The sequence below is a fragment of the Pseudomonas sp. LY-1 genome (genome assembly GCF_053502595.1).
Genome location: NZ_CP094353.1, coordinates 3225366 through 3251627 on the forward strand (window position 1 = coordinate 3225366; position 26262 = coordinate 3251627).

20 protein-coding genes are annotated in these 26262 nt (G+C 63.0%); 4 read left to right on the forward strand and 16 right to left on the reverse strand.

Annotated elements, in window-relative coordinates:
• Positions 1-98: 98 nt before the first annotated feature.
• The 7 genes from MOQ67_RS14760 to MOQ67_RS14790 form a co-directional block, all read right to left on the reverse strand.
• Entirely contained in the window at positions 99-1739 is a 1641-nt protein-coding gene (locus MOQ67_RS14760; RefSeq protein ID WP_017846487.1) for a BatD family protein, read from the reverse strand.
• Complete coding sequence (locus MOQ67_RS14765) at positions 1736-3475, reverse strand: tetratricopeptide repeat protein (RefSeq protein WP_198718220.1); 1740 nt, start codon at positions 3473-3475, stop codon at positions 1736-1738. The genes MOQ67_RS14760 and MOQ67_RS14765 overlap by 4 nt, the downstream gene beginning before the upstream one ends.
• The gene (locus MOQ67_RS14770; protein WP_126585567.1) at positions 3472-4560 is read right to left on the reverse strand and encodes a vWA domain-containing protein; all 1089 of its coding nucleotides are present in this window, start codon (positions 4558-4560) and stop codon (positions 3472-3474) included. The genes MOQ67_RS14765 and MOQ67_RS14770 overlap by 4 nt, the downstream gene beginning before the upstream one ends.
• A complete protein-coding gene (locus MOQ67_RS14775; protein ID WP_017846484.1) occupies positions 4553-5047 on the reverse strand; it encodes a DUF4381 domain-containing protein in 495 nt (164 codons plus the stop codon). Before MOQ67_RS14775 ends, MOQ67_RS14770 begins: the two co-directional genes overlap by 8 nt.
• Complete coding sequence (locus tag MOQ67_RS14780) at positions 5044-5976, reverse strand: DUF58 domain-containing protein (RefSeq protein WP_017846483.1); 933 nt, start codon at positions 5974-5976, stop codon at positions 5044-5046. The genes MOQ67_RS14775 and MOQ67_RS14780 overlap by 4 nt, the downstream gene beginning before the upstream one ends.
• Before the next feature lie 5 nt (positions 5977-5981).
• Positions 5982-6941 carry an AAA family ATPase gene (locus tag MOQ67_RS14785; protein ID WP_003218556.1) on the reverse strand — a complete coding sequence of 320 codons (960 nt, stop codon included), beginning with the start codon at positions 6939-6941 and terminating at the stop codon, positions 5982-5984.
• A gap of 148 nt (positions 6942-7089) precedes the next feature.
• Positions 7090-7440 (reverse strand): hypothetical protein, encoded by a 351-nt coding sequence (locus MOQ67_RS14790; RefSeq protein ID WP_079444019.1) that lies wholly within the window; start codon positions 7438-7440, stop codon positions 7090-7092.
• 826 nt (positions 7441-8266) lie between these two features.
• Between MOQ67_RS14790 and MOQ67_RS14795 the strand changes: the two genes are divergently transcribed.
• Positions 8267-13135: an NAD-glutamate dehydrogenase gene (locus MOQ67_RS14795; protein ID WP_017846481.1), complete on the forward strand. Its 4869-nt coding sequence runs from the start codon at positions 8267-8269 to the stop codon at positions 13133-13135.
• A gap of 128 nt (positions 13136-13263) precedes the next feature.
• Here the strand turns inward: MOQ67_RS14795 and MOQ67_RS14800 are convergent, their stop codons facing one another.
• The 3 genes from MOQ67_RS14800 to MOQ67_RS14810 form a co-directional block, all read right to left on the reverse strand.
• Positions 13264-13959 carry a GntR family transcriptional regulator gene (locus MOQ67_RS14800; RefSeq protein ID WP_017846480.1) on the reverse strand — a complete coding sequence of 232 codons (696 nt, stop codon included), beginning with the start codon at positions 13957-13959 and terminating at the stop codon, positions 13264-13266.
• A 16-nt stretch (positions 13960-13975) separates the two neighbouring features.
• Positions 13976-14677, reverse strand: coding sequence for a FadR/GntR family transcriptional regulator (locus tag MOQ67_RS14805; protein ID WP_198718219.1), 702 nt, complete (start codon positions 14675-14677; stop codon positions 13976-13978).
• A 109-nt stretch (positions 14678-14786) separates the two neighbouring features.
• Entirely contained in the window at positions 14787-16112 is a 1326-nt protein-coding gene (locus MOQ67_RS14810) for a C4-dicarboxylate transporter DctA (RefSeq protein WP_173677810.1), read from the reverse strand.
• Between the two features lie 216 nt (positions 16113-16328).
• Between MOQ67_RS14810 and MOQ67_RS14815 the strand changes: the two genes are divergently transcribed.
• Positions 16329-16958: a DNA-3-methyladenine glycosylase I gene (locus MOQ67_RS14815; protein ID WP_169865334.1), complete on the forward strand. Its 630-nt coding sequence runs from the start codon at positions 16329-16331 to the stop codon at positions 16956-16958.
• 14 nt (positions 16959-16972) lie between these two features.
• On the opposite strand, the gene MOQ67_RS14820 is transcribed toward MOQ67_RS14815, so the two are convergent.
• From MOQ67_RS14820 to MOQ67_RS14845, 6 genes are all read right to left on the reverse strand, one after another.
• Positions 16973-17377: a cupin domain-containing protein gene (locus MOQ67_RS14820; protein WP_017846476.1), complete on the reverse strand. Its 405-nt coding sequence runs from the start codon at positions 17375-17377 to the stop codon at positions 16973-16975.
• 83 nt (positions 17378-17460) lie between these two features.
• Positions 17461-18894 carry a MocR-like pyridoxine biosynthesis transcription factor PdxR gene (gene pdxR, locus MOQ67_RS14825; RefSeq protein ID WP_046490964.1) on the reverse strand — a complete coding sequence of 478 codons (1434 nt, stop codon included), beginning with the start codon at positions 18892-18894 and terminating at the stop codon, positions 17461-17463.
• A 132-nt stretch (positions 18895-19026) separates the two neighbouring features.
• Positions 19027-19794 (reverse strand): SDR family oxidoreductase, encoded by a 768-nt coding sequence (locus MOQ67_RS14830; RefSeq protein WP_017846474.1) that lies wholly within the window; start codon positions 19792-19794, stop codon positions 19027-19029.
• A 31-nt stretch (positions 19795-19825) separates the two neighbouring features.
• The gene (locus MOQ67_RS14835; protein WP_017846473.1) at positions 19826-20893 is read right to left on the reverse strand and encodes a phosphotransferase family protein; all 1068 of its coding nucleotides are present in this window, start codon (positions 20891-20893) and stop codon (positions 19826-19828) included.
• A 129-nt stretch (positions 20894-21022) separates the two neighbouring features.
• On the reverse strand, positions 21023-21976 hold the full coding sequence (locus MOQ67_RS14840) for a 2-hydroxyacid dehydrogenase (RefSeq protein WP_017846472.1): 954 nt from the start codon (positions 21974-21976) through the stop codon (positions 21023-21025).
• 154 nt (positions 21977-22130) lie between these two features.
• Entirely contained in the window at positions 22131-22655 is a 525-nt protein-coding gene (locus tag MOQ67_RS14845; RefSeq protein WP_104903313.1) for a cysteine hydrolase family protein, read from the reverse strand.
• Between the two features lie 487 nt (positions 22656-23142).
• Between MOQ67_RS14845 and MOQ67_RS14850 the strand changes: the two genes are divergently transcribed.
• Both MOQ67_RS14850 and MOQ67_RS14855 read left to right on the forward strand, forming a co-directional pair.
• Positions 23143-24420 (forward strand): serine/threonine transporter, encoded by a 1278-nt coding sequence (locus MOQ67_RS14850; RefSeq protein WP_057004649.1) that lies wholly within the window; start codon positions 23143-23145, stop codon positions 24418-24420.
• A 143-nt stretch (positions 24421-24563) separates the two neighbouring features.
• The gene (locus MOQ67_RS14855; RefSeq protein ID WP_126585575.1) at positions 24564-26216 is read left to right on the forward strand and encodes a SulP family inorganic anion transporter; all 1653 of its coding nucleotides are present in this window, start codon (positions 24564-24566) and stop codon (positions 26214-26216) included.
• Positions 26217-26262: the final 46 nt, after the last annotated feature.

Here is a 26262-nt window from a genome sequence, read left to right on the forward strand (position 1 = left end):
TTGACTGATACACCGCTATCGGCGTGGTGGGTCCGCTTGCTCGGTGTTGACTGGCCCACCACCCGTCCCGACTTTCGATTCGTGACGTATCAGGGGGGCTATTTGGGATACAACGGCGGCAAGCTGGTGGTGTCGGTCGTCGGGTCTTGCTCGCGGTCGGCCATTGGAATGGCTTTTACCGCACGCCACAGTTCTTCGCCCAGCCAATAATGGCCGCTTTCGCTGTACAGCGCGCCGTTCAACCCATCCAGCGCGTCGGACAGCGGCACGAAGCGCGCCGCCATGTCGGCCAGGGTTTCCGGTTGTTGCCGGGCCCAGGCGTCGAGGGCCTGGCGCGTGGCCTGGGGGTCGTTGGCCTGGGTCGCGCGCTTGAGGTCGTCGAGCAGGGTGCGCGGGCTCGGGCCGGTTTGTGCCGCGCGTTGCACCGCCGGTTGGCGGCGTGCGCGCCACCACAGGCCGAAACCCAGCAACGTGGTGCAGGCAAGGAGCAGGGTGCTCAGTTGCCACAGCCACAGGCGGCTATCGTCGGGGGCGGTGATCACTGTCGGTGTCGCGGGTGTGTCCACCACCAGGCTCGGGTTATTCGCCACTTGCAGCGTGCGGGCGGGCAGGCGGGTGCGTTCGAGGTGGTCCTCATGGGTGTTCCACCACACCACTTCCACCGCCGGCAAGTCCAGCGCGCCGGCGCGGGTGGGCACCAGGGCTTCGCGGTCTTCTCGGCTGCCGATCAGGCCACGGTCGTTGTTCTGGTTGCCGACTACCGGCTGGTCCGGGTAGCGGCGCAGGCCATTGATCTCGGTGCTCGGCAGTGCCGGCAGTTGTGCGCTGGAGAGGCCCTCGGCCTTGACCGTCAGGCTGCGGGTCAGGGAATCGCCGACCTGCACGTGGTCCGGCTCGGGGTTCCAGTTTTCGCTCAGGGTCAGGCTGCGTGCCGGCAGCCACGGCGCCTCGGCGGGGTACAGCTCGGGCTTGGGCTTGACCGTCAGCTCGAGGGGCGCGGAGCTGACGTGGATCAGCTTGCCCGGCTTGGTGCCCTGCAGCGTGTTCTCCTGCGGCGGGCGCGATTCCACCAGGGTCGCGCTGAAGGTCTGGGCGGCAATCGTCAGGCTGCCGCTGTGCTGCGGGTAGATCGCGTAGCGGGTTTCGATCACGCCGTGGCGAATGCTGTTGATGACCTTCTCGTAGGTGCGTGATTCGCCCAGTTGCTCGATGCGCGCATCGGGAATCTGCAGCGGTGTGAGGCTGCTGTCGTCGTACAGCGACACCGAGTGATACACGCGTACCGTCAACAGGGCCTGGGCCTGCACGTACACGGTGTTCTGGTCGAGGTTGGATTCAACGAACACCGGCGCGAGTTCGGCGTTGGTGTCCTGGCTGGTGGTTTCCAGCACTTGCAGGCTGATCGGCTGGGTCGTGTATTCGCCCACTTGCAGCGGCGGGATCACCACGGTGCCGTTCTGCTTGGGCAGCAGGGTGATGATCCAGCGCGTGGTGGCGTGGTTATCGCCGCCGAGGGTGGTGAGTTGGTTGATCTGGCGCGTGCCGCTGACTTCGAACTGCGCCTCCAGCGGCGACAGGTCGGGTTTGCCGAACTGCGTGACGTCGCCGGATTCCACCGTCAGCTCCACCGTTTCCCCGGAATTGAGGCGGCTGCGGTCGACGCTGGCGACCAGGTTCGCCGCCTGGGCGTGGCTTGCCGACAACGCGAGCAGAAGCAGAAGGGTGGTGCGGCGGCTCATCGAGTCTTGTCCTGATGCTGTTGCTGTTCGTACCAGAATTTGCGCCGCAGCAGTTCGCCGGGGTTGTCCGGGATCTCCTGCAGCCATTGTTCCAGGGCCTGGCGATGTTCGTCGTCCAGGCTGGCGCCGCTGGGGCGCAACGGCGGGGTGGTGGTTTGCTCGTCCTCCAGCTCGCTGCCCGGCACGTCATTGCCGCCCGCTTGTGGCGTGGCGCCGGCCTGGGTCTCGGCGGTGCCGGCTTCGCCCGGGTTTTGCGGCGATTGCTCGCCACCCGTGGCACTTTGCGCGCTGGCGCCCGGTTGCGCAGTTTGGCCGGGTTGGGTGGTTTCGTCATCTTCGTTTTTTGCGGGCGGGGCCGGCTCGGGCTGCGACTGTTGTTGTATCAGGCTTTCCACCAGGGCCTTGTTTTTCAGGGCCGGCAGCAGATCGGGCTGGGCTTCCAGCGCCTGTTCGTAGGCATCGATGGCTGCTTCCAGCTCACCGGACCTGGCCAGCGCATTGCCGCGATTGTAGTGAGAGTAGGCGTCACTGCCCTCGGCAAAACGCTTGATGGCTTCGGCGTAGTTACCCGCTTCGTACAGCGCCACGCCTTGCCATTGCGGGTCTTGGAAGCGTTCGGCGGCTTCGGCGGGGCGTTTTTTCTTCAGCAGGTACTGGCCTTGCTGATCGGGGCGCAGCCACAAGTCCTGGAGTTCGAAGGCATAACTGGGCTGCGGTGCGCCAAGCAGCAGCAACGGCAAGCAGAACAACCAGCCACGTCGCCCGGCGCACGCGGCCAGCAGCAACAACGGCAGCAGCAGCCAGTAACCCTGGTCGGCCCAGGTGTCGAGGTGCAGCAGTTGGCCGTCGTTGCGCAGGGCTTGCGGCGCGTCGAGCATGCCCAGTTGGCGCAGGTCCTTGTCGTCCAGGCGCGCGGCACGGTAGCGGCCGCCCATTTCGCTGGCGAAGGCTTTGAGCGTCGGGCTGTCGAGGCGCGGCACGAGGATGGCGCCTTGGTCGTCCTTGAGGAATTCGCCGCTCTCCAGGGTCACCGGCGTGCCCTCGCGGCTACCGATGCCGAGGATCGACAGGCTTGGCGCCTGGCCGCCTTGCAGCAGCAAGCGGATGCCCTGGCGTTCCTGCTTGGACAGCGATGAACCGATCAGCAGCAGACGCCCCTGGCCGAGGCCGCCTTGCTTGAGCAGGCCGAGGGCTTTCTCCACGGCCAGGTCGGCGCGGTGCCCGGGCTCGGGCATCAACGAGGGGCGTAGCGCTTCGAGCAGGTTGCGGCTGGTGGCCAGGTCGTCCGACAGCGGCACCAGGGTGTGGGCGCTGCCGGCATACACGACGATGGCGGTTTGTGCGTCGCTGCGCGCCTGCAGTAAGTCATACAGCTTGCGCCGTGCCTGCTCCAGGCGGCTGGGCGGGCTGTCGGTGGCGAGCATTTCCGGGGTCAGTTCGAGCAGCACCACCAAGGGGTCGGAAGGCTTCTGGCTGGTCTGTTCCACCCGTTGCCAACTGGGGCCGAGCAAGGCCAGTACTGCCAGCAGCCAGGCGATACCGAGGAGCACCCACGGCGATTTGCTTTCACGGCCATTGCCACCGCTGAGCAGCACGGCATGGAACGCCGGCGGCAGGATCATCTGCCAGCGCCCGGCGCGCTTTTGCCGGTGCCACAGCTGCCACAGCAACCAGCCGAGCAGCGGCAGCAGCAACAGCCACCAGGGACGGAACCAGTGCGGCCACAGGTCGATCATCGACGCCTCCGCAAACGCAGGCGTTTGAGGCGCTGGCGCCATTCTGGGTGCTGTTGCAGAAAATGCCCCTTGGTCGACAGTTTGTTGAACAGCCGTTGCAGCGCGTTGTTCGGCCAGCGCTCCTGCACCACCAGCAACAGGCTGAGGATCAGCGCCAATGCCAGGGGGCCGCTGTACAGCGCCTGGGCCGGGCGCGCCTGGGTCGGTTGCTGTTCGACCGGTTCGAGTTGGTCGAGGGTTTCCTTGACCGCTTGCAACTCTGCGCCATCGCGGGCACGGAAGTAGCGGCCGCCGGTGGCCTCGGCGATGGCCTTGAGCGCCGGTTCGTCGAGGTCCAGGCTCGGGTTGACGCCCAGCACGCCGAGGGAACCGGTTTGTTCAGGATCGGCGCCGATACCGATCGGATAGATCTTCACGCCTTCTTCGGCGGCCAGACGCGCGGCGGTCAGCGGGTCGATCCGGCCGCCGTTGTTGGCGCCGTCAGTCACCAGGATCAGCACGCGGCTTTGCGCCGGGCGCTGGCGCAGGCGCTTCAAGGCCAGGCCGATGGCGTCACCGATGGCGGTGTTCTTGCCGGCGATGCCGATGCGCGCTTCATCCAGCCAGGTGCGTACCGTGTGGCGGTCGAAGGTCAGCGGCGCTTGCAGGTAGGCTTGGCTGCCGAACAGGATCAGGCCGACGCGATCGCCTTCGCGCCCTTCAAGGAAGTCACCGAGCAGGTGCTTGACCAAGGTCAGGCGGCTGACGTCTTCGTCCTCCCAGTGCATATCGGGGAAATCCATGGAGCCGGACACGTCCACCGCCACCAGCAGATCGCGGCCGCTGGCGGCAATCGGCAGCGGTTCGCCGAGCCATTCCGGGCGGGCGGCGGCGGTCAACAGCAGCAGCCACAGCACGACGAAAGGCGCCTGTTGCCGCCAGCCGGGCAGGTTCGAGCGTGCGCGGCGGCCCGCCAGGCCTTCGAGGTCGCTGAGGTAGCTGACTTTCAGCGCGGGCTCGCCGCTGTCGGCCGCCGGCAGCACCAGGCGCATCAACCAGGGCAACGGCAGCAGGGCGAAGATCCACGGCCAAGCGAACTCAAACATGTTTGCGAATCCAGGTGTCGACGGCCTGGGTCAGGCCGGCGATGGCTTTGTCGTCGAGTTTGCATTCGGGCTTATAGGCGCCTTCCACCAGCACCATCCAGCGTGTGAGGCCGGCGGCGGGGCAGCGGTTATCGAGAAACGCCAGCCATTTGCGGCCATTGAGGGTGTGGCTCTGGCTGTAGGGGTAGTCGTTGCGGCACAGGCGCTTGAGCAGGCCGTTGAGTTGCTGCAGCCAGGCCCCGGCGGGTGCGCCGTCGTAGGGTCTGGGCATCAGCGCCAGTTCGGCCAGGGCGGCGATGCGCAGCGGGTCGAGCGGTTGTTCGGCGCGGGACACGGGGCGCCGCGTGGGCAGGAAACGGCGCAGCCACCACACGCCCCAGCCCAGCAGCGGGATCACCAGCAGCAACAGCCACCAGCCTGGCGCAGGCGGCCAGAAACCGATCGCCGGTGGGGCGATCAGCGGTTGGAGTTGGTCGAGGCTGCTCATTGCTTTTTAACCGGGCGTTGCGGGTTGAGGTATTCGCGCAGTTGCTCGACCATTTCGCTCTGGGTGCTCAAGGGCATCAGCAATACCCGCAGTTTCTGCGCGAGCAGTTCCCAGCGGGCGCTGCGCGCTTCGGCCTGGGCCTTGTAGGCCTGGCGCAAATCGAAGTTCAGCGTGTCCAGTTCCAGTTGCGCACCGCGTTCGGCAAAGCGCAGCAGCCCGGCGGCGGGCAGGGCGTGGTCGAGCGGGTCGGAGATCGGTAGCAGCAGCAGGTCGCAATGGCGTGACAACAGGCTCAGCTGTTGTTCGGCACCTTCGGTCAGTGCGCGCTCGTCGCAGATCACGATCACCAGGCTGCCCGGGCGCAGCACTTCACGGCCACGGCGCAGGGCCAGGCCCAGGGCGTCGGTTTCGGGGCCGCTCTCGGTGCTCAGGCTCTGGTTGACCCGCACCAGGCGGTTGAGCAGTTGCAGCAGGCTCTGTTTGCTGCGCCGCGGTTTGATTTCGTAGTGCTCGTTGTCGCCGAAGACCAGCCCGCCGACGCGGTCGTTATGCCCCAGCGCCGCCCAGCCGATCAGGCTGGCCGCCTGGGCCGCGAGCACCGACTTGAACATCTGCCCCGAACCGAAAAACAAGCGGCAGCTTTGCTCCACCATGATGAAAATCGGGCGTTCGCGCTCTTCGTGGAACAGCTTGGTGTGCGGTTCCTGGGTGCGCGCGGTCACGCGCCAGTCGATGGTGCGTACATCGTCGCCGGCCTGGTAGACGCGCACCTGGTCGAAGTCGACCCCGCGCCCGCGCAGCTTGGAGTGGTGCAGGCCGATCAGCGGGCTGCGCTGGCTCGGCGTGGAAAACAGCTGCACTTCACGCACGCGGTGGCGCATCTCAATCAATTCACTGAGCGTGACGCGCACTCCATCGCTGGCGTTCATCGATTTCAAGCGACGGCTACGACGTCGAGAATGCGTTGTACCACGCGGTCCTGGTCGATCCCGGCGGCTTCGGCTTCGAACGACAGAATGATGCGATGGCGCAGCACGTCGAACAGCACCGCCTGGATGTCTTCCGGGCTGACAAAGTCTCGCCCGGCCAGCCAGGCGTGGGCGCGGGCGCAGCGGTCGAGGGCGATCGAGCCACGGGGGCTGGCGCCATAGGCAATCCACTCGGCCATTTCCGGGTCGAATTTGGCCGGGGTGCGCGTGGCCATGACCAATTGCACCAGGTATTCCTCCACCGCATCGGCCATGTACAACCCGAGGATTTCCTTGCGCGCGGCAAAGATCGCCTGTTGGCTGACGCGGCGTTCAGGCTTGGTTTCACCGTTGAGCGCCTCGCCACGGGCCTGCTGCAGGATGCGCCGCTCGACGGCCGCGTCTGGGAAACCGATCTTGACGTGCATCAGGAAACGGTCGAGCTGGGCTTCGGGCAGCGGGTAGGTGCCTTCCTGCTCGATGGGGTTTTGCGTGGCCATCACCAGAAACAGCGGCGACAGCTCGTAAGTACTGCGACCCACACTGACCTGGCGCTCGGCCATGGCTTCGAGCAAGGCCGACTGCACCTTGGCCGGGGCGCGGTTGATTTCGTCCGCCAGCACCAGGTTGTGGAAGATCGGCCCCTGCTGGAATACGAAGCTGCCGGTTTCGGGGCGATAGATTTCAGTGCCGGTGATGTCGGCGGGCAACAGGTCGGGGGTGAACTGGATACGATGGAACTGCGCTTCGATGCCTTCGGCCAACTCCTTGATGGCCTTGGTCTTGGCCAGGCCCGGAGCGCCTTCCACCAGCATATGGCCGTCGGCAAGCAAGGCGATCAGCAGGCGCTCGATGAGTTTTTCCTGGCCGAGAATCTGCGTAGAAAGAAAGGTTCGCAGCGCAAGCAGCGCTTCACGATGTTCCATCGATGACGGTTCCTGGAGAGATGAGCCCGAGCGTCGAGAAAAAACGCCGGGCCTGGGGGGCTTACTTTAATGCATCGGGGGGGGCGGCGACTAACGGCGCGCGGGGTATTTTTCGCAAAACGTGTAGGAATTTTGTGTGTCAGTAGCCTCAGGCACGGATATAAGTGCCTGTGCCCCTGAGAATGTTCTGCAGGGTTTCTTCAACTTCAGCCATATCCTCAGGGGCGGTGCTGTGCAGAATCTCCAAGTGATCCTTGCCGCCCAGCGCATCGGCATCGCCTGCCGCCAGCTCAATCAGCAACGTGCTGTCACTCAGCGTGACCTTCAGGCCCTCGAGGGTCGATGGTTCGTCGTCCCAGGTCAGCTCCACCTCGTCTTCATCCGGGTAACGGGCCAGTATGAACATCTCGCCCTTAGCGCTATGGCAGCAGAGCATGGCCATGTTGTCTTCTTCTTCGTCACATGGGTTGGCGATCAGGTTGGTAGTGATCAATTGCATGGCAGTCCTATGGGTTTATTGGCCGCAAAAGGGGGATTTTGCCACTGCCGCCATATTTATGTCGGTGTGAATTTCATCAGTGCATCATGGCTTGAGCACAACGATTTTGCCTTTTTTATAGGTTGACTATCTAAACGGCGGCACGCCTGTCGGCTGTGGCCTGGGGGCCGCCTGGTTATATTTATCCCATTGCGCAGAATATACGCCGCTGTCGGCGAACGAAATCGGCGGATTGGTGTTATCCGGTGACGAGGTGGGGTGCGAAATGATGGGCGAGGGTGCTGTTGGCGTAATCATGACGGGCCTGCAATGGATGGCGGTCGGTAAACCACGCTCCCTGTGTTTTTTTGATTGGCGGTTGGCGCAGGAAAAGTTCCCTGATGTTTGAGGTCCCTTGCTTGATGTGCCGTAGGTATGTGCCGACGGGCTTCGCGTGTGTTAGCTATCATTGGCTTGAAATCAGCGCCGGTGACCGGCTTTTTTGTAGTTCGGTGTGTGTGGTTGCCCTTTGTGCAACCCTTCGTTGCCAGCCGATGACCGAATATGTCGCAGCGCCGCAAGCAGCTGTCTTCCTACTCTCGTTAAGCTGCGCAACGGATGTGCTCACTGCTGGGAGCCTGACCTGCCCGTCACACCGTCGCCTGGCAAGGTGTATGTCCAATGGAAGTTGTATGTGACCTGATCGTCTTGTCCAGCTTCACCCACCTGTCACCCTGATTCGTTTATGGTGCTTGTATCGTTACCTGCGAACAGGGCTGACGGTCTCCCCGCAAGGGGATAACACGCGACGCTTCCATCAATAACAAGCCCAAGCGGAGTACCACAGATGGCGTTCTTCACCGCAGCCAGCAAGGCCGACTTCCAGCATCAACTGCAAGCGGCACTGGCGCAGCACATCAGTGAACAGGCACTGCCACAAGTGGCGCTGTTCGCTGAACAATTTTTCGGCATCATTTCCCTGGACGAACTGACCCAACGTCGCCTTTCCGACCTGGCCGGTTGCACCCTGTCTGCCTGGCGCCTGCTTGAGCGCTTCGACCACACCGAACCCCAGGTGCGGGTCTACAACCCCGATTACGAACGTCATGGTTGGCAGTCGACCCACACCGCGGTCGAAGTGCTGCACCATGACCTGCCATTTCTGGTGGACTCGGTGCGTACCGAGCTGAACCGCCGCGGCTACAGCATCCACACCCTGCAAACCACCGTGCTCAGCACGCGCCGTGGCAGCAAGGGCGAATTGCTGGAAATTCTGGCCAAGGGCACCCAGGGCGAAGGCATCCAGCAAGAATCGCTGATGTACCTGGAAATCGACCGCTGCGCCAACGCCGCCGAACTGAACGTGCTGAGCAAAGAGCTGGAGCAGGTACTGGGCGAAGTGCGCGTGGCCGTGGCCGATTTCGAGCCGATGAAAGCCAAGGTCCAGGAACTGCTGGTCGGTATCGACGCCAGCCGGTTCAGCATCGACGGCGAAGAACAAGCCGAGATCAAGAACTTCCTGGAATGGCTGGTGGGCAACCACTTCACCTTCCTCGGCTATGAAGAGTTCGTGGTACGTGACGAGGCGGACGGTGGTCATATCGAATATGACGCCGGCTCCTTCCTCGGTCTGACCAAGCTGCTGCGCGCCGGCCTTACCGCCGACGACCTGCGCATCGAAGACTACGCCGTGTCCTACCTGCGCGAGCCGACCGTGTTGTCGTTCGCCAAGGCCGCACACCCGAGCCGCGTGCATCGCCCGGCTTATCCGGACTACGTGTCGATCCGCGAGATCGACGCCGACGGCAAGGTCATCAAGGAATGCCGCTTCATGGGCCTGTACACCTCGTCGGTGTATGGCGAAAGCGTGCGGGTGATTCCTTATATCCGCCGCAAGGTCGCGGAAATCGAACGCCGCTCGGGCTTCCAGGCCAAGGCGCACCTGGGCAAGGAACTGGCGCAGGTGGTCGAAGTACTGCCGCGTGACGACCTGTTCCAGACCCCGGTCGACGAGCTGTTCAGCACCGTGATGTCGATCGTGCAGATCCAGGAACGCAACAAGATCCGCGTGTTCCTGCGCAAAGACCCCTACGGGCGTTTCTGCTACTGCCTGGCCTACGTGCCGCGCGATATCTATTCCACCGAAGTGCGCCAGAAGATCCAGCAAGTGCTGATGGATCGCCTGAAAGCCTCGGACTGCGAATTCTGGACGTTCTTCTCCGAGTCCGTGCTGGCCCGTGTGCAACTGATTCTGCGGGTCGACCCGAAGAACCGCCTGGACATCGACCCGCTGCAACTGGAAAAAGAAGTGGTGCAGGCCTGCCGCAGCTGGCAGGACGACTATTCCAGCCTGGTGGTCGAAAGCTTCGGCGAAGCCCACGGCACCAACGTGCTGGCGGATTTCCCGAAAGGCTTCCCGGCCGGCTACCGCGAGCGTTTTGCTGCGCATTCGGCGGTGGTCGACATGCAGCACTTGCTCAGCCTCACCGAAGCCAACCCGTTGGTGATGAGCTTCTATCAGCCGCTGGGCCAGGTGTCCGGCCAGCGTGAGCTGCATTGCAAGCTCTACCATGCCGACACCCCGCTGGCGCTGTCCGACGTATTGCCGATCCTGGAAAACCTCGGCCTGCGCGTGCTGGGTGAATTCCCGTACCGCCTGCGTCATGCCAATGGCCGTGAGTTCTGGATCCATGATTTCGCGTTCATTGCCGCCGAAGGCGTGAACCTGGATATCCAGCAGCTCAACGACACCCTGCAGGACGCGTTCGTGCATATCGTCCACGGCGATGCCGAGAACGATGCGTTCAACCGCCTGGTACTCACCGCCGGCCTGCCGTGGCGCGACGTGGCGCTGCTGCGTGCCTACGCGCGTTACATGAAACAGATCCGCCTGGGCTTCGACCTGGGTTACATCGCCAGCACCCTGAACAACCACACCGACATCGCCCGCGAGTTGACCCGGTTGTTCAAGACGCGCTTCTACCTGGCGCGCAAGCTCACCGCCGACGACCTGGAAGACAAGCAGCAACGCCTGGAACAAGCGATCCTCAGCGCCCTGGACGAGGTTCAGGTGCTCAACGAAGACCGCATCCTGCGTCGCTACCTCGACCTGATCAAGGCCACCCTGCGCACCAACTTCTACCAGACCGACGCCAACGGCCAGAACAAGGCGTACTTCAGCTTCAAGTTCGACCCGCGGGCCATTCCCGAGCTGCCCAAGCCAGTGCCGAAGTTTGAAATCTTCGTCTACTCGCCACGGGTCGAGGGTGTCCACCTGCGCTTCGGTAATGTCGCGCGCGGCGGCCTGCGCTGGTCCGACCGTGAAGAAGACTTCCGCACCGAAGTGCTCGGCCTGGTAAAAGCCCAGCAAGTGAAGAACTCGGTGATCGTGCCGGTGGGCGCCAAGGGCGGCTTCCTGCCGCGCCGTTTGCCGCTGGGCGGCAGCCGCGACGAGATCGCGGCCGAGGGCATCGCCTGCTACCGCATCTTCATTTCCGGCCTGTTGGATATCACCGACAACCTCAAGGATGGCGCCCTGGTGCCGCCGGTCAACGTCGTGCGGCATGACGGCGATGACCCGTACCTGGTGGTCGCGGCGGACAAGGGCACTGCGACCTTCTCCGACATCGCCAACGGTATCGCCATCGACTACGGCTTCTGGCTCGGCGATGCATTCGCCTCCGGCGGTTCGGCCGGTTACGACCACAAGAAAATGGGCATCACCGCCAAGGGCGCGTGGGTCGGTGTGCAGCGTCACTTCCGTGAGCGCGGCATCAACGTGCAGGAAGACAGCATCACCGTGGTCGGCGTCGGCGACATGGCCGGCGACGTGTTCGGTAACGGCCTGTTGATGTCCGACAAGCTGCAACTGGTCGCGGCCTTCAACCACCTGCATATCTTCATCGACCCGAACCCGAACCCGGCGACCAGCTTCGTCGAGCGTCAGCGCATGTTCGAGCTGCCGCGTTCGGCGTGGAGCGACTACGACACCAGCATCATGTCCGAAGGCGGCGGTATCTTCTCGCGCAGCGCGAAGAGCATTGCCATCTCGGCGCAGATGAAAGAACGCTTCGACATCCAGGCTGACAAACTGACTCCGACCGAACTGCTGAACGCCTTGCTCAAGGCGCCGGTGGACCTGTTGTGGAACGGCGGTATCGGCACTTACGTCAAGGCCAGCACCGAAAGCCATGCCGATGTGGGCGACAAGGCCAACGACGCCCTGCGCGTCAACGGCAACGAGTTGCGCTGCAAGGTGGTGGGCGAGGGCGGTAACCTCGGCATGACCCAACTGGGGCGTGTGGAATTCGGCCTCAATGGCGGCGGTTCGAACACCGACTTCATCGACAACGCCGGCGGCGTGGACTGCTCCGACCACGAAGTGAACATCAAGATCCTGCTCAACGAAGTGGTGCAGGCCGGCGACATGACCGACAAGCAACGCAACCAGTTGCTGGCGAGCATGACCGACGAAGTCGGCAGCCTGGTGTTGGGCAACAACTACAAGCAGACCCAGGCCCTGTCCCTGGCCGCCCGCCGTGCCTACGAGCGTGCCGCCGAGTACAAACGCCTGATGAGCGACCTGGAAAGCCGTGGCAAGCTGGACCGCGCCATCGAGTATCTGCCGACCGAGGAGCAGCTCACCGAACGCGCCGCCACCGGCAAGGGCCTGACCCGTCCGGAGCTGTCGGTGCTGATCTCGTACAGCAAGATCGACCTCAAGGAAGCCCTGCTCAAGTCGCAGGTGCCGGATGACGAGTACCTGACCCGTGACATGGAGACCGCGTTCCCACCGAGCCTGGTGGCCAAGTTCGGCGAGGCGATGCGTCGCCACCGTCTGAAGCGCGAGATCGTCAGCACCCAGATCGCCAACGACCTGGTCAACCACATGGGCATCACCTTTGTGCAGCGGCTCAAAGAGTCGACCGGCATGAGCCCGGCCAACGTGGCGGGCGCCTATGTGATCGTGCGCGACATTTTCCATCTCCCGCACTGGTTCCGTCAGATCGAAGCCCTGGACCATCAGGTCTCCGCCGACGTGCAACTGGAGCTGATGGACGAGCTGATGCGCCTGGGCCGTCGTGCCACGCGCTGGTTCCTGCGCAGCCGTCGCAACGAGCAGGATGCCGGGCGTGACACCGCGCACTTCGGTCCGCACCTGGCCGCACTGGGTCTCAAACTCGACGAACTGCTCGAAGGCCCGACCCGCGAAGGCTGGCAGACCCGTTACCAGGCCTACACCGAAGCCGGCGTACCGGAGTTGTTGGCACGCATGGTTGCAGGCACGACGCACCTGTACACCTTGCTGCCGATCATCGAAGCCGCCGACGTGACCGGGCATGACGCCGCCGAAGTGGCCAAGGCCTACTTCGCCGTCGGCAGCGCCCTGGACTTGCCATGGTACCTGCAGCAGATCAGCGATCTGCCGGTCGCCAACAACTGGCAGGCCCAGGCCCGCGAAGCCTTCCGCGACGACGTGGACTGGCAGCAACGGGCGATCACCATTTCCGTACTGCAAATGGCCGAAGCGCCACAAGACATGGAAGCCCGCGTGGCCCTGTGGCTTGAGCAGCACCAGGACATGGCCGATCGCTGGCGCGCAATGATGGTGGAAATCCGTGCCGCGGTCGGCACGGACTACGCCATGTACGCGGTGGCCAACCGTGAGTTGCTGGACCTGGCGTTGAGCGGTCAGTCGGTGCTGGCATCGGTTTGATCGAGCGGTAAACAACTGTGGGAGGGGGCTTGCCCCCGATAGCGATGGATCAGTCAACACCTGTATGACTGATCCACCACTATCGGGGGCAAGCCCCCTTCTTCATTGTGAGCACCATCGACTTGGGATCAGTGGTGCTTGAGTAGTCGGGTCTCCAGGTGATCCAGGTGCCGGGTCATCAAGTTCACCGCAATGCCAGAGGCCCGTTGCTCGATGGCATCGACAATCGCCACATGCTCCTGCCACGCACAATAGCTGCTGGCTTGCGCCTCGTACTGGGCAATGATCAGCGACGTCAACGGCACCAGGCTGTTGAGAAACTGCGCCAACGGCGCATTCCCCGCCATCGCCGCCAATTGCAGATGAAACTCCCCCGACAAGCGAATCGCCGGCCCACGCTGGTCGCGTTCAATACAATCACGCTCGCGGGCAATCAACTCGCGCAACTGGCGGATCTGCATCGGTGTGGCCTGGGCGCAGGCCAGTTGTACCACCGTGATCTCCGTCAACCGCCGCGCTTCCAGAATCTGCCGCGTCTGCTGGGCATCCGGTGCGGCTACCTGGGCGCGCTGGTTGGGGCGCAGGATGATCACGTGCTGGTGCGACAACTTGGCCAACACCCGGCGAATCACGCTGCGGCTCACTCCGAAGGTTTGGCCCAGGCTTTCCTCGGTCAACCGGGTGGACGGGGCGATGCGCTGTTCGAGAATGGCGTCGAACAGCCGTGGGTAGATGTCATTCACCGAGGGCTTTTTACCGGCCACCAGGCACATGGCGGGCAGGCCGGTGATGGGCAGGTCGCGTGGCAAGGCGTGGGCGGTCATGGCCGGTCTCCAAAAATCAACTGCCCAGATGGTCGTCCGGGATGGTCAAGCGAATGCCCATGCGCAGGCCTTCCTGGAGGATGTGCTTGCGCATTTCGGCACTGGCCAGGGCGCTGTTCTTGTTGCGGATGGCGCGCACCACGGCATCGTTTTCATGCAGGCGTTCTGCCAGGTGTTCCGGGGAGTTGCGCAGCACCTGTGCGCTTTGCTTGAGAGCGTTGCTGGTTTGTTGCACCACGTTCTGGAAGATCGGGTTGGAGGTGAGGGCGAACAGTTCTTCGTGGAAGGCAATGTAGGCATTCATCCCGGCTTCGGCGTCGCCAGCGTCGAGGGCTTCGCGCATGTCCATCAGGGTCAGGCGCAGTTGGCCAACCTCTTTGCTGCTGATGGATTGGGCTACCAGGCCGACAATAAACGGTTCGAGGGTGTAGCGCAGTTGCAGGATATCTTCGAGGCTGGCGTCGGCCACGGCGTCACTCGATTGCGCCTCGTTGACGTGGGTTTCGAGCACCACCACGCCTTTGCCGGGCATCGAGCGCACCAGGCCGAGGGTTTCCAGCACGATCACGGCTTCACGCAGGCTGGGGCGGCTGATGCCCAGCTGTTCGGCCAGTTCACGCTGACCGGGCAGCATTTCACCGCGCCGCCACTGGCCCCGCGCCAGGGAGGCGCGGAGTTTTTCTACGACTGAATTGACGACGGTTGAGGGGGTGACCACGTCGATTGCTCCTTGATGTTGCGAATACAATTGCCACAAAGGCGACGATTGAGTGTGGGAGGGAGCAAGCCCCCTCCCACTGGTGATCTGTGTCGCTCATGCCAATGGGTCAGAACTCCTGGTGCGCGGGCACTACCGGCTTTTTAGCCTGGAACGCATAACCCTGCTGGCCGGCGAGTACCTTGTTGGCGCGCTGGATATCGATGTCTTTTTCCCAGCGCGCAATGGCCACGGTGGCGACGCAGTTGCCGATCAGGTTGGTCAATGCACGGCCGATGCCCATGAACCAATCCACCGCCAATACCAGCACCAGGCCGACCACCGGAATCGCCGGGATGGCCGTGAGTGTCGCCGCCAGAATCACCAGCGCCGACCCCGGAATGCCATGGGCGCCCTTGGAGGTGATCAACGATACCAGCAGGATGGTCAGCAAGTCGGTCATCGACAGCGGTGTGCCGGTAGCGTTGGCGATAAACACGATGGCCAGGGTCAGATAGATCGAGAAACCGTCGAGGTTGAACGAATAGCCTGTCGGAATCACCAGGCCCACGGTGGAACTGCCGATGCCCAAGTGTTCCAGTTTACGCATGATCTGTGGCAGCACCGCGTCGGACGAGGCGGTGCCCATCACGATCAGCAGCTCTTCGCGCAGGTACTTGAGCAGCGGCAGCATGCGCAGGCCGGACAGGCGCATCACCAGGCCGAGGATCACCCCGACAAACATAAAGCAGGTCAGGTAGAACAGGCCTACCAGGCTGCCCAGGTGCTGCAGTGAGTCCAGGCCGTAGGTGCTGGTGGTAAAGGCGATCGCGCCGAACACGCCGATCGGCGCCAGGCGCACGATCATGCCCATGATGCGGAAGATCACGTGACTCAGCTCGTTGATCAGCCGCGAAATGCCCGACGCCGCTTCACCCACCAGGTTCAAGGCGCTGCCGAACAGCACCGAGAACAGCAGCACTTGCAGCACGTTGTTGTCGGCAAACGCACCGATCACCGAGTTGGGGATCAGGTCCATCAGGAACTGGCTGGTGCCCTTGATGTGTTGGCCCTTGTCGGCCAGTTCATGCAAGCCGGCGGAGGACAATTGCTCCAGGTGGATATTCGCACCGCTGCCGATGCCGGTGCTGAAGGCCATGAGCAGGCCGATCACCAGGGCGACGGTGGTCAGCACTTCGAAATAGATCACCGACTTGAGGCCGATGCGCCCGACCTTTTTCAAGTCGCCGGCGCCGGAGATACCGCTGACCACCACGCAGAACACGATCAGGCCAATCAACATCTTGATCAGTTTGATGAAACCGTCACCCAGGGGTTTGAGTTGCGAGGAGAATTCGGGAAGGGCCAGGCCGCAGAGGATGCCGAGCATCAGACCGATCACGACTTGCAGGAAAATCGAACGCGAGCACCATCTGAACATGGGAGGGATCTCTATTCGGTGCCCTGGTGGGTCCAAGGCTTAATTGTTGTGGTCATACCGGTAAGTCCAGTGCGTGGCCAGTCTACGCTGGGTTTTTTCCAGGTCACAAGTGATTTTCGCGGCTTGTCCGGTTGCGGTCTGACCAGTTGCTCTGCGAGGGCGGTGCTTGAGCGGTTGACGGGGCGCAAATTTTTTCGCTTATCATCCGCCGCTGAGTACGCGAGGTGACGGATGGACAAACCAGGACTGAGCACCAACGACGCAGGGCTGACCCATTGCAGTTGGCGTACCGCTGCGCCGGAATATCCGCACTACCACGACCATGAATGGGGCGTGCCGGTGGCGGATGACATTCAGTTGTACGAGAAGATTTGCCTGGAGGGGTTTCAGGCGGGGATGGCGTGGATCACCATCCTGCGCAAGCGCGAGCATTTTCGGCGGGCGTTCGACGGTTTTGATTTCCGCCGTGTGGCGCAGTACGGCGAAGCGGATATCGAACGCCTGATGGCTGACCCTGGCATTGTGCGCAACCGCGCGAAGATCGTCTCGACCCTCAACAATGCGCGCAGGGCGTGCGAGTTGGTGGCGGAAAGCGGTTCGTTGGCGAAATGGCTATGGTCGTTCGAACCGACGCCAGACGAGCGCCCGACGCGGGTGGATCTGGCGTATTGGACCGCCAACCCGACATCACCGGCTTCGGTGCGCTTGTCGAAGGCCTTGAAGAAACGCGGGTGGACCTACGTGGGGCCGACCACGATGTATGCGTTGATGCAGGCGACGGGGATGGTCAATGACCATCTTGAAGGTTGCGCCTGCCGCGAGCCGATCGAAGCACTGCGCCGTCGATTCAATCGCCCTTGAGTCTCGCAGCGGTGCTATTCGTGCGCCAGAGGGGTGAGCACCTCAGCCTTGTCATCCAGCACCATCACCACCAGCAGTTTCGCCGGTCGGGTCTGGCTGGCATTGCTCGACTCGAAGTGCCGCGAGCCCGCCGGTTCGTAGAATGACTGGCCGGCCGTGTAGGTGATCGCCGGTTCATCGTTGACCCGCGACGTGATGGCGCCCTCCAGCACGTAAGCCACGGCAGTGCCGGTATGGCTGTGGGGCACGGTGGCCTGGCCCGCAGCGTAATCGACGCTCAGCATGATGGTTTTCTTGCCGGGCACGTTGCTCAGGGCGTGCTCTTGCAGAACCTTGATCGACTCCTGGTTGTACACCGGTTCATGGGCGAAGGCACTGAACGAGGCCAGTATCAGGGCGGTTGCGAGTGAGCGTTTCATGGCGAGTTTCCGAGTCGTTCGAGAGGTCTTCACCCTACGCCGCGTGCTCCCGCCGACCAATGACCAATCCAGCCGAAAAACCTCTAGCCAATCTGCTGGAGAATGTCGCGCACCTTGTCCAGGGCCGGGTCGATGTCCAGGGTTTCGATCGCGCCGAAGCCGATGATCAGGCCCGGGCGTACCGGCGTGTCGTGAAAAAACACGTCGAGCGGGTACAGGCCCACGTCGACCTGGCGTGCCAGCTGCATCAACAACGCAATATTCACCGGCACCTTGCACAGGGCCGCCATATGAAAGCCGGCCACGGTGGGCACCGCTTCGAACCACGGCGCCAGGTCGCCCGCCAGGCGCTGCAGGATGCGCTCGCGGCGCCCGGCATACACGCTGTGGCAGCGGCGAATATGCTTGAGCAGATAGCCTTCGCTGATGAACTTGGCCAACGCCCATTGCGGCAAGGTGGAGCTGTGTTGATCGGTCAATTGCTTGGCCTTGAGCACCGCGCCATATAGGGCTGGCGGCAGTACCGCATAGCCCAGGCGCAACTCCGGCAGCAGGGTTTTGGAGAAGGTGCCGACGTAAGTCACCACGCCTCGGGTGTCCATGTTTTGCAGGGAGTCGGTGGGACGGCCTTCGTAACGGAATTCGCTGTCGTAGTCGTCTTCGATAACCATCGCCCCCAGCTCGAACGCACGGGCCAGCAAGGCTTCGCGGCGTGCCTGGCTCATGGGCATGCCGAGGGGGAACTGGTGGGACGGTGTCACATAGATCAGCCGCGCACCGTCGGGGATCCGCTCGACCTGAATGCCCTGATCGTCGACGGGCACCCCGATGACGTTTGCCCCCATCGCCATGAACAACTGGCGCGCCGGGGTGTAGCCGGGGTCTTCCATGGCGACGATGCTGCCCGGCTCCAGCACGACGCGGGCGATCAGGTCGAGAGCCTGCTGCGCGCCGTTGGTGACCACGATGTCGTCGGCGCTGCATTTGACCCCACGGGAAAACGCAATGTGCCCGGCGATGGCGCTGCGCAACGCCGGCAGGCCTTCGGTCTGGCTGTAGAGGCCACTGTTCTGGGCAATACGGCGCAGGGCGTCCTGGGTGCAGCGTCGCCATTCGTCCTGGGGGAATTGGTGGCGGCTGGTGGCGCCGCCGAGGAATTCGTAGCGCAGGGCACTGTCGCGCGTGGGGTGATGCATGGGCGAGGGCAGTGCCTGCCACTTCGCCAGGTTGGCGGCGCAGGCCAGGTCGGTGGCGGTTTGCAGGCGTTCGGTCGGCGGAGTGCGGCTGTTGACGAAGGTGCCGCGTCCGATCTTACCCACCAGCAGGCCTTCGTAGGTCAGGGTGGCGTAGGTGTCGGACACGGTCTTGCGTGACACGCCCAGCTGCGCGGCCAGCAGGCGGCTGGGCGGCAGTTGCGCCCCGGCGGCCAGGCGGCCGGAGTCGATGGCTTCGCGCAGTTGCTGGTAAAGCTGTTCGGCCAGGTCCTTGCGGCCGTTGATGATCACGTGCAGTTCCATGTTTTTCCTGAGGGGCTGAGTCGGTCCAAGACTACTCGCTGGCGACGTTTGCTCCAAAGGGGCTGTATGACAACGCGATAAAAAAAGTGGGAGCGGGCCTGCTCCCACCTGGGGATTGTGCTGCTTATGTGGTCAGGACAGGAAACCACCGTCCACGTTCAGCGACACCCCGGTGGTGTAGCTGGATGCATCGCTGGCCAGGTACAGCACCGCGCCGGCCATCTCACTCGGGTCCGCTACGCGCTTGAGCGGGATCTGCGCCAGGGCCATTTTCAGGATCGCGTCGTTCTTCACCAGCGCCGAGGCGAACTTGGTGTCGGTCAGGCCTGGCAGCAGGGCGTTGCAGCGGATGCCGAATTCGGCGCATTCCTTGGCGAACACCTTGGTCATGTTGATCACCGCGGCCTTGGTCACCGAGTAGATGCCCTGGAACACACCCGGCGAGATGCCGTTGATCGAGGCCACGTTGATGATGCTGCCGCCGCCGTTTTCGCGCATCAGCTTGCCGGCTTCCACCGACATGAAGAAGTAGCCGCGAATATTCACATCCACGGTTTTCTGGAAGGCGCCCAGGTCGGTGTCCAGCACGTTGCAGAATTGCGGGTTGGTCGCGGCGTTGTTGACCAGGATGTCCAGGCGGCCGAACTGCTCGCGGATGCCGGCGAAGACCTGGCTGATCTGCTCCATTTCACCGATATGGCAGGCAACCGCAGTGGCCTTGCCGCCGTCGGCGATGATCGCATCCGCTACGTGCTGGCAGCCTTCCAGCTTACGGCTGGACACGATCACGTGGGCGCCTTGCTGGGCCAGCAACTTGGCGATGGCCTCACCGATGCCACGGCTGGCGCCGGAGACAAAAGCGATCTTGCCGTCGAGGTCGAACAGGTTGGTCTTGGACATGGGGGTTCCTTGTGGGTCTTGGCTCGGTCGATCAGAGGGCGGATTTGCCGATGACATTCAGGCTCATCTGCTCCAGCAGCTTGTTCATCTGAATGAACTGCGCAAAGCGTTTGTCCTGGGTCTGTCCATGGAAAAAACGGTAGTAGATCTGCTGCACGATGCCGGCCAGGCGGAACAGGCCGTAGGTGTAGTAGAAGTCGAAATTGTCGATCTCAAGGCCGGCGCGCTCGGCGTAATAGTCGACGAACTGGCGACGCGTGAGCATGCCCGGTGCGTTGCTCGGCTGGCGGCGCATCAGTTGCACGGGCGCCGGGTCGGCGGCTTCGATCCAGTAGGCGAGGGTGTTGCCCAGGTCCATCAGCGGGTCGCCGAGGGTGGTCAACTCCCAGTCCAGCACGCCGATGATCTGCATCGGGTTGTGCGGGTCGAGGATCACGTTGTCGAAGCGGTAGTCGTTATGCACGATGCTGGAGGTGGGATGGTCGGCCGGCATCTTGTCGTTGAGCCAGGCGCGCACGGCCTCCCAGCGAGGTGCGTCGGGGGTCAGGGCTTTTTCGTAGCGGTCGCTCCAGCCGCGGATCTGGCGTTCCACGTACCCCTCGGGCTTGCCCAGGTCGGCCAGGCCGCAGGCGTTGTAGTCCACTTGGTGCAGTTCGACGAACTTGTCGATAAAGCTTTTGCACAGCGCTTCGGTCTTGCTCGCGTCCAGGCCCAGTTCGGCCGGCAGGTCGGAGCGCAGGATGATGCCGTTGACGCGCTCCATCACATAGAACTCGGCGCCGATCACCGATTCATCGGTGCAATGCACGTAGGCCTTGGGGCAGTAGGGAAAGCCGTCTTTCAGCTGATTGAGAATGCGGAACTCGCGACCCATGTCATGGGCCGATTTGGCCTTGTGCCCGAACGGCGGGCGGCGCAGCACGAATTCCTGGCCCGGGTATTCCAGCAAGTAGGTCAGGTTGGACGCGCCGCCGGGGAACTGGCTGATCTTGAGCGTGCCGCTCAGGCCCGGGATATGGGCCTTGAGGTAGGGATCGATCAGGCTGGCATCAAGTTCTTCGCCTGGGCGGATCTGGGTCGATTGGTCGTTCAGCGCCATGCTTATCCCTTCTGCTTATTCTAAAGGCCTCGGACTATTGGCTAATCTAATGCGCCCAGCCGCCCGGCCACAAGGTCGGGGCGGCTTAATAGGTTCGCGTGTTGGATGATGATCAGCGTGCCTGATCGGTCATTTTTCGGGCGGGGGCAAGGCGACCGGCGTCAGCACCGGCCGGCCGGCGAAGTACTCCAGCAGGTTGTCGGCCACCCGCTGCACCGTATCGTGGGCGGCTTCCGGCGACAGCCCGGCCACATGGGAGGTCAGCACGGTATTGCTCAGGCGCTTGAGGGCATCGGGCACCTTGGGCTCGTCGTCGAACACATCCAGTGCCGCGCCGCCGATACGGCGCTGTTCCAGGGCGGCGACCAGGTCGGCGGTCACCACCACGCTGCCACGGCCGATATTCACCAGGTAGCCGTTCGGCCCCAATGCATCCAGGGCATGCCGATCGATCAGGTGGCGCGTGCCCGGGCCGCCGGGCGTGGCCAGGATCAGGAAGTCCGAGGTGTGTGCCAGCTCTACGGCGGTCGAGCAATAGATGTAGTCCACGTCATCGCGCGGCTGGCGGTTGTGGTAACTCACCTGCATGCCGAACCCGAGGGCGGCGCGCTTGGCGATCTCCAGGCCCACCGCGCCGAGGCCGAGAATCCCCAGTTGCTTGCCGCCCAGGGAAGGTCGCATCACCTTGGGCCACTCGCCGTGGCGCACTGCCGCGTCCGTTTGCGGAATGCCGCGCACCAATGACAGCAGCAAGGCCATGGCGTGGTCCGCCACCGAAGGCGCGTTCACCCCGGCGCCGTTGGTCACCACGATCCCGCGGTTGCTTGCCGCCTGCAGGTCGACATGCTCATAGCCGGCACCGATCACGCAGATGATCTCCAGCAACGGCAGCGCGGCGATTTCTTCGGCATACAGGCCCAGCGGGCCACGCGTCAGTACGGCCTTGATCTGCCCGCCGTGGGCCTTGATGGCCTGGGCGCGTTCGGCGGGCGTCGGTGCCAGGATCACATGAAAGTCATTGCTTTCGATGATGGGCAGGTATTCGTTGATGGTTTCGACCAGGACCAGAACAGTGGTTGTCATCGGACGGCTCTTCCTGAAGGTTTTGAGAGCAAGAGTATGCGGGATTTGTCAGCAAAATCGCTTTGCCGTGGCAGAAAAATCGTCGTAGGGCCGAGCTTGCAGGTGTTGAGGGCGACGCGCGCCCAGCAAGCTCGTGCCTACGGTATTTGCGTTGTCAGAAACTGATCGCGGCGGCGCTCACGCGTTGCACAAACGCCCCGGCCAACGTGGCATTGTGATGTTCGATGATCGCCGCCGCCGACAGCGTTGCAGTGTCCATGCAGGTGTGGCCGTCTTCGGGCAGTATCACCGAGAACCCCAGTTCGACTGCGACGCGGCAAGTGGTATCGATGCAGAACTGGGTTTTCATCCCGACAATCACCAGCTCATTGAGCTGCATCGCGCGCAGTCGCTGTGCCAGATCGGTGCCGAGGAAACAACTGGGCCGGGTTTTGTTGAAGAACTGGTCACGCGCCTCATCGACATCCAGCTCATGCCACACCTGCCAATACGGGCTGCCCGCGGCAATCGCGGAACCCGCCGGGCCTGTGTGGCGGGCGACGAAGATCGGTGCGCCGGCGTGGCGTGCGCGCCCGATCAGTTGGTTGATGGTCTGCAGCACCCGTTCGCGTTCGAAGGGGTGGTCCGGGCCAGCGTACAGGCCGGTTTGCATATCGATGATCAGCAGGGCGTCAGCCATGGTGTTGCTCCTTTCGCGTGCCGGATGGCGGCGCAATAAAAAGGCCCCGTCCATTGCTGGCGGGGCCTTGGGTTGAATCCGTGAGGTGTCTAGTTCAAGCACCCACAGCAACCGCACGACCCGCCAGAAGCGGTCGTGGTGGTGGTGCGGGTGAGGTGCTGCTGAAAAAGGTTCATGGCCGATCATGCTGGGGCATAAGTTTGGCTGTCAAGCGTCGCAGGCAACTTCTTATAAGGCGTGACGATATTTCGGGCATCCACAAGGGACTCGTCTGACACGCGACTACCCAGGGGGCTCTTCACGCCAAGCGCGCAAAAAAATAGCCGACAACCTCGTCCTTGAGCCTCTGCACCGCTTAACCATTCCTCAGCTAAGCCTTTGCTTATTTAAAAGAATCCCGGACAATCGCGCCCCTGTTATAGCCGGGGCGCTGCCTGTCAGGTTTTTCTGACTCGTGCCGGCTGTGGAAATGCGGAGATCCGACTGGATGAATGATCAGGCCAATAGCGTCGACGAACGCTATGTCACGACACCTGTAATCCTTACAAGCTGGAGCCGTCAGGACACCACCTGGATGCTTGGCTTGTTTGGCACGGCGATTGGTGCCGGCACTTTGTTTCTACCTATCAACGCCGGCCTCGGCGGCTTCTGGCCGCTGGTGATCCTGGCGCTGCTGGCCTTCCCGATGACGTTCTTTGCCCACCGTGGCCTGACGCGTTTCGTGCTGTCCGGCCGTGAAGGTTCCGACATCACCGACGTGGTCGAAGAGCATTTCGGCGTCAAGGCCGGCGCGCTGATCACCTTGCTGTACTTCCTGGCGATTTTCCCGATCCTGCTGATCTACAGCGTGGCGCTGACCAATACCGTCGGCAGCTTCATGGAGCACCAGTTGCACATCATGCCGCCGCCACGGGCGATCCTGGCGTTTGTGCTGATCCTCGGCCTGCTGGCCGTGGTGCGTTGCGGTGAGCAGGCGATCGTCAAGGCCATGAGCCTGATGGTGTACCCGTTCATCGTCGCCTTGCTGTTCCTGGCGGTGTACCTGATCCCGCACTGGAACGGTGGCATCCTCAGCACCGCCAACGTGGTCCCGGCGCCTTCGGCGTTGCTCAACACCTTGTGGCTGGCGATTCCGGTGATGGTGTTCTCGTTCAACCATTCGCCGATCATCTCGGCCTTTGCGGTGGACCAGAAGCGCCAGTACGGCGCGCATGCCGATGAGCGCAGTTCGCAGATCCTGTCGCGCGCGCACCTGTTGATGGTGGCGATGGTACTGTTCTTCGTGTTCAGTTGCGTGCTGACCCTGTCGCCGGCGCAACTGGCTGAAGCGAAAGCACAGAACCTGTCGATCCTGTCGTACCTGGCCAACCACTTCGACAACCGGACCATCGCCTTCGCCGCGCCGCTGATTGCGTTCGTGGCGATTGCCAAGTCGTTCCTGGGCCATTACATCGGCGCCAGTGAAGGCCTCAAGGGCCTGGTCGCGAAAACCGGCCGGCGTCCGGCACCGAAGACCCTGGACCGCATGACCGCCGCCTTCATGTTGGTGGTGTGCTGGATCGTCGCCACGCTCAATCCGAGCATCCTTCGCATGATCGAGACATTGGGCGGGCCGATCATTGCGTCGATCCTGTTCCTGATGCCGATGTACGCGATCCGCAAGGTGCCGGCGATGGCCAAGTACCGCGGGCAGGCGTCCAACGTGTTTGTCACGGCGGTCGGCCTGGTGGCGATTACTGCGCTGATTTACTCGCTGCTCTCCTGACCGCACGCTGCACCGAACAGGGCCGATTCGCACGCGTGGCGAGTCGGCCTTTTTTTCGCTCGGAAAACCTGACACGGCGCAACCGCCGCACGGCAATGGGCGCTAAGCTGGAACACATTTTTAGCCAGGATGGATGGGGCCGATTGAACACTGAAACCGATACGCCCGTTGTCGCTGCGTCGAAGCGAACCCAGGACATAATTGCCGGCTTATCGATTGCCGGTTTGCTGTTGCCGGAGGCGGTGGCCTATTCCAGCATTGCCGCGCTCCCGCCCCAGGCCGGTGTGATTGCCTTGTTTGCCGGGCTGGTGTGCTACGGCCTGTTCGGCACCAGTCGTTTCGCGATCGTCTCGGCGACTTCGTCGTCGGCGGCGGTGTTGGCGGCGGCAACGGCCAGCCTGGCAGGGGATGACCCGGCGCTGAGGCTGTCCCTGGCCTTCGGGCTGGTGCTGATCATTGGCGTGTTTTTTCTGCTGGCCGGGCTGTTCAAGCTCGGTGGCGTCACTTCGTTTATTGCCAAGCCAGTGTTGCGTGGGTTTGCCTTCGGCCTGGCGTTGACCATCATCCTCAAGCAACTGGCCAGTGTGGTGGGCGTCCAACTGACCGATAACAACCTGATCCGCTTCCTGCCGCAGTTGCTGGAGCAGTTGCCGAACTGGAACTGGCCCGCCGCGCTGGTGGCTGCGGTGGCCCTGCTGGTGTTGTGGTTATGCGCCCGCGTTCCGCGCCTGCCCGGCGGGCTGGTGGTGATCGTGCTCGGCGTTATTGCCGGCCAGGGCCTGAACCTGCAGGCCCACGGCGTCGCGCTGATCGGCCTGATCGACCTGCGCCTGGAGCTGGGGCATTTGCCGGTACTGCCGTTTGCCGATTGGCTGCGCCTGGGTGAGTTGGCGTTTGCGTTGGTCATGATTTTGTACGCAGAGTCCTACGGGTCCATCAGTTCATTCGCTCTCAAGCACGGCGACCGGGTGTCGTCCAACCGCGACTTGCTGGCGCTGGGCGCGGCCAACCTGGTGTCTGGGTTGTTCCACGGCATGCCGACGGGCGCCGGGTATTCGGCGACCTCGGCGAATGAGGCGGCTGGCGCCTATTCGCGTTTGGCGGGGATCGTCGCGGCGCTGGTGATCCTGGCGATTGTGTTGACGGTGCTGCCGTATGTTGCGCTCACGCCGGAGCCGGTGTTGGCGGCGGTGGTCATCTATGCCCTGGGCCGGGGTTTGAGCCTGCAGCCCCTGGGGCGTTACTTCCTGTGGCGACGCGACCGTTTGCTGGTGGTGTGTGCGGTGGCGGCGGTGCTGGTGCTCGGCGTGCTGGATGGCTTGTTGTTGTCGGTCGGGATCAGCGTGGTGTTGATGTTGCGCCAGATGTCGGCGGCGGATATCCAGGTGCTTGGGCGCCTGGGCGACACTCATGACTTCGTGGACCGTCAACACCATGCCGATGCACTGACCGTTCCCGGCGTGTTGATCATACGGCCAAGCGAGGCGCTGTTTTTTGCGAATGCCGAGCGCATCCTCGGCGCCGCTCTGCGCCTGATGCGTCAGTCATCCGCGCAGACGGTGGTGTTGAGCCTGGAAGAGTCCCCCGACCTCGACGGCACCAGCGTCGAAGCGCTGGCCGCTTTTTTTGCCCAGGTGCGCGGGGAGGGCAAGCAACTGGTGCTGGCACGGGTGCGCCATGACGCCCATGAAGTCTTGCAGGCGCTGCCCGAGGCCCAGGCGCCCGAGGTGTTGCTCAGCGGCTTGAGCGTCGATGGTGCGGTGCAACTGGCGTTGCACAGCCATCCCCAGGCATAAAAAAACGCCGCGTATCTTGCGATACGCGGCGTCCTTTACATCAACA

Coding starts and splice junctions, on each gene's coding strand:
- MOQ67_RS14830 (WP_017846474.1), bottom strand. CDS start 19,794: ATGTCCAAGACCAACCTGTTCGACCTCGACGGCAAGATCGCTTTTGTC.
- MOQ67_RS14775 (WP_017846484.1), bottom strand. CDS start 5,047: ATGAGCAGCCTCGACCAACTCCAACCGCTGATCGCCCCACCGGCGATC.
- MOQ67_RS14835 (WP_017846473.1), bottom strand. CDS start 20,893: ATGGCGCTGAACGACCAATCGACCCAGATCCGCCCAGGCGAAGAACTT.
- MOQ67_RS14840 (WP_017846472.1), bottom strand. CDS start 21,976: ATGACAACCACTGTTCTGGTCCTGGTCGAAACCATCAACGAATACCTG.
- pdxR (WP_046490964.1), bottom strand. CDS start 18,894: ATGGAACTGCACGTGATCATCAACGGCCGCAAGGACCTGGCCGAACAG.
- MOQ67_RS14785 (WP_003218556.1), bottom strand. CDS start 6,941: ATGGAACATCGTGAAGCGCTGCTTGCGCTGCGAACCTTTCTTTCTACG.
- MOQ67_RS14820 (WP_017846476.1), bottom strand. CDS start 17,377: ATGAAACGCTCACTCGCAACCGCCCTGATACTGGCCTCGTTCAGTGCC.
- MOQ67_RS14790 (WP_079444019.1), bottom strand. CDS start 7,440: ATGCAATTGATCACTACCAACCTGATCGCCAACCCATGTGACGAAGAA.
- MOQ67_RS14845 (WP_104903313.1), bottom strand. CDS start 22,655: ATGGCTGACGCCCTGCTGATCATCGATATGCAAACCGGCCTGTACGCT.
- MOQ67_RS14850 (WP_057004649.1), top strand. CDS start 23,143: ATGAATGATCAGGCCAATAGCGTCGACGAACGCTATGTCACGACACCT.
- MOQ67_RS14760 (WP_017846487.1), bottom strand. CDS start 1,739: ATGAGCCGCCGCACCACCCTTCTGCTTCTGCTCGCGTTGTCGGCAAGC.
- MOQ67_RS14795 (WP_017846481.1), top strand. CDS start 8,267: ATGGCGTTCTTCACCGCAGCCAGCAAGGCCGACTTCCAGCATCAACTG.
- MOQ67_RS14800 (WP_017846480.1), bottom strand. CDS start 13,959: ATGACCGCCCACGCCTTGCCACGCGACCTGCCCATCACCGGCCTGCCC.
- MOQ67_RS14780 (WP_017846483.1), bottom strand. CDS start 5,976: ATGAACGCCAGCGATGGAGTGCGCGTCACGCTCAGTGAATTGATTGAG.
- MOQ67_RS14815 (WP_169865334.1), top strand. CDS start 16,329: ATGGACAAACCAGGACTGAGCACCAACGACGCAGGGCTGACCCATTGC.
- MOQ67_RS14770 (WP_126585567.1), bottom strand. CDS start 4,560: ATGTTTGAGTTCGCTTGGCCGTGGATCTTCGCCCTGCTGCCGTTGCCC.
- MOQ67_RS14765 (WP_198718220.1), bottom strand. CDS start 3,475: ATGATCGACCTGTGGCCGCACTGGTTCCGTCCCTGGTGGCTGTTGCTG.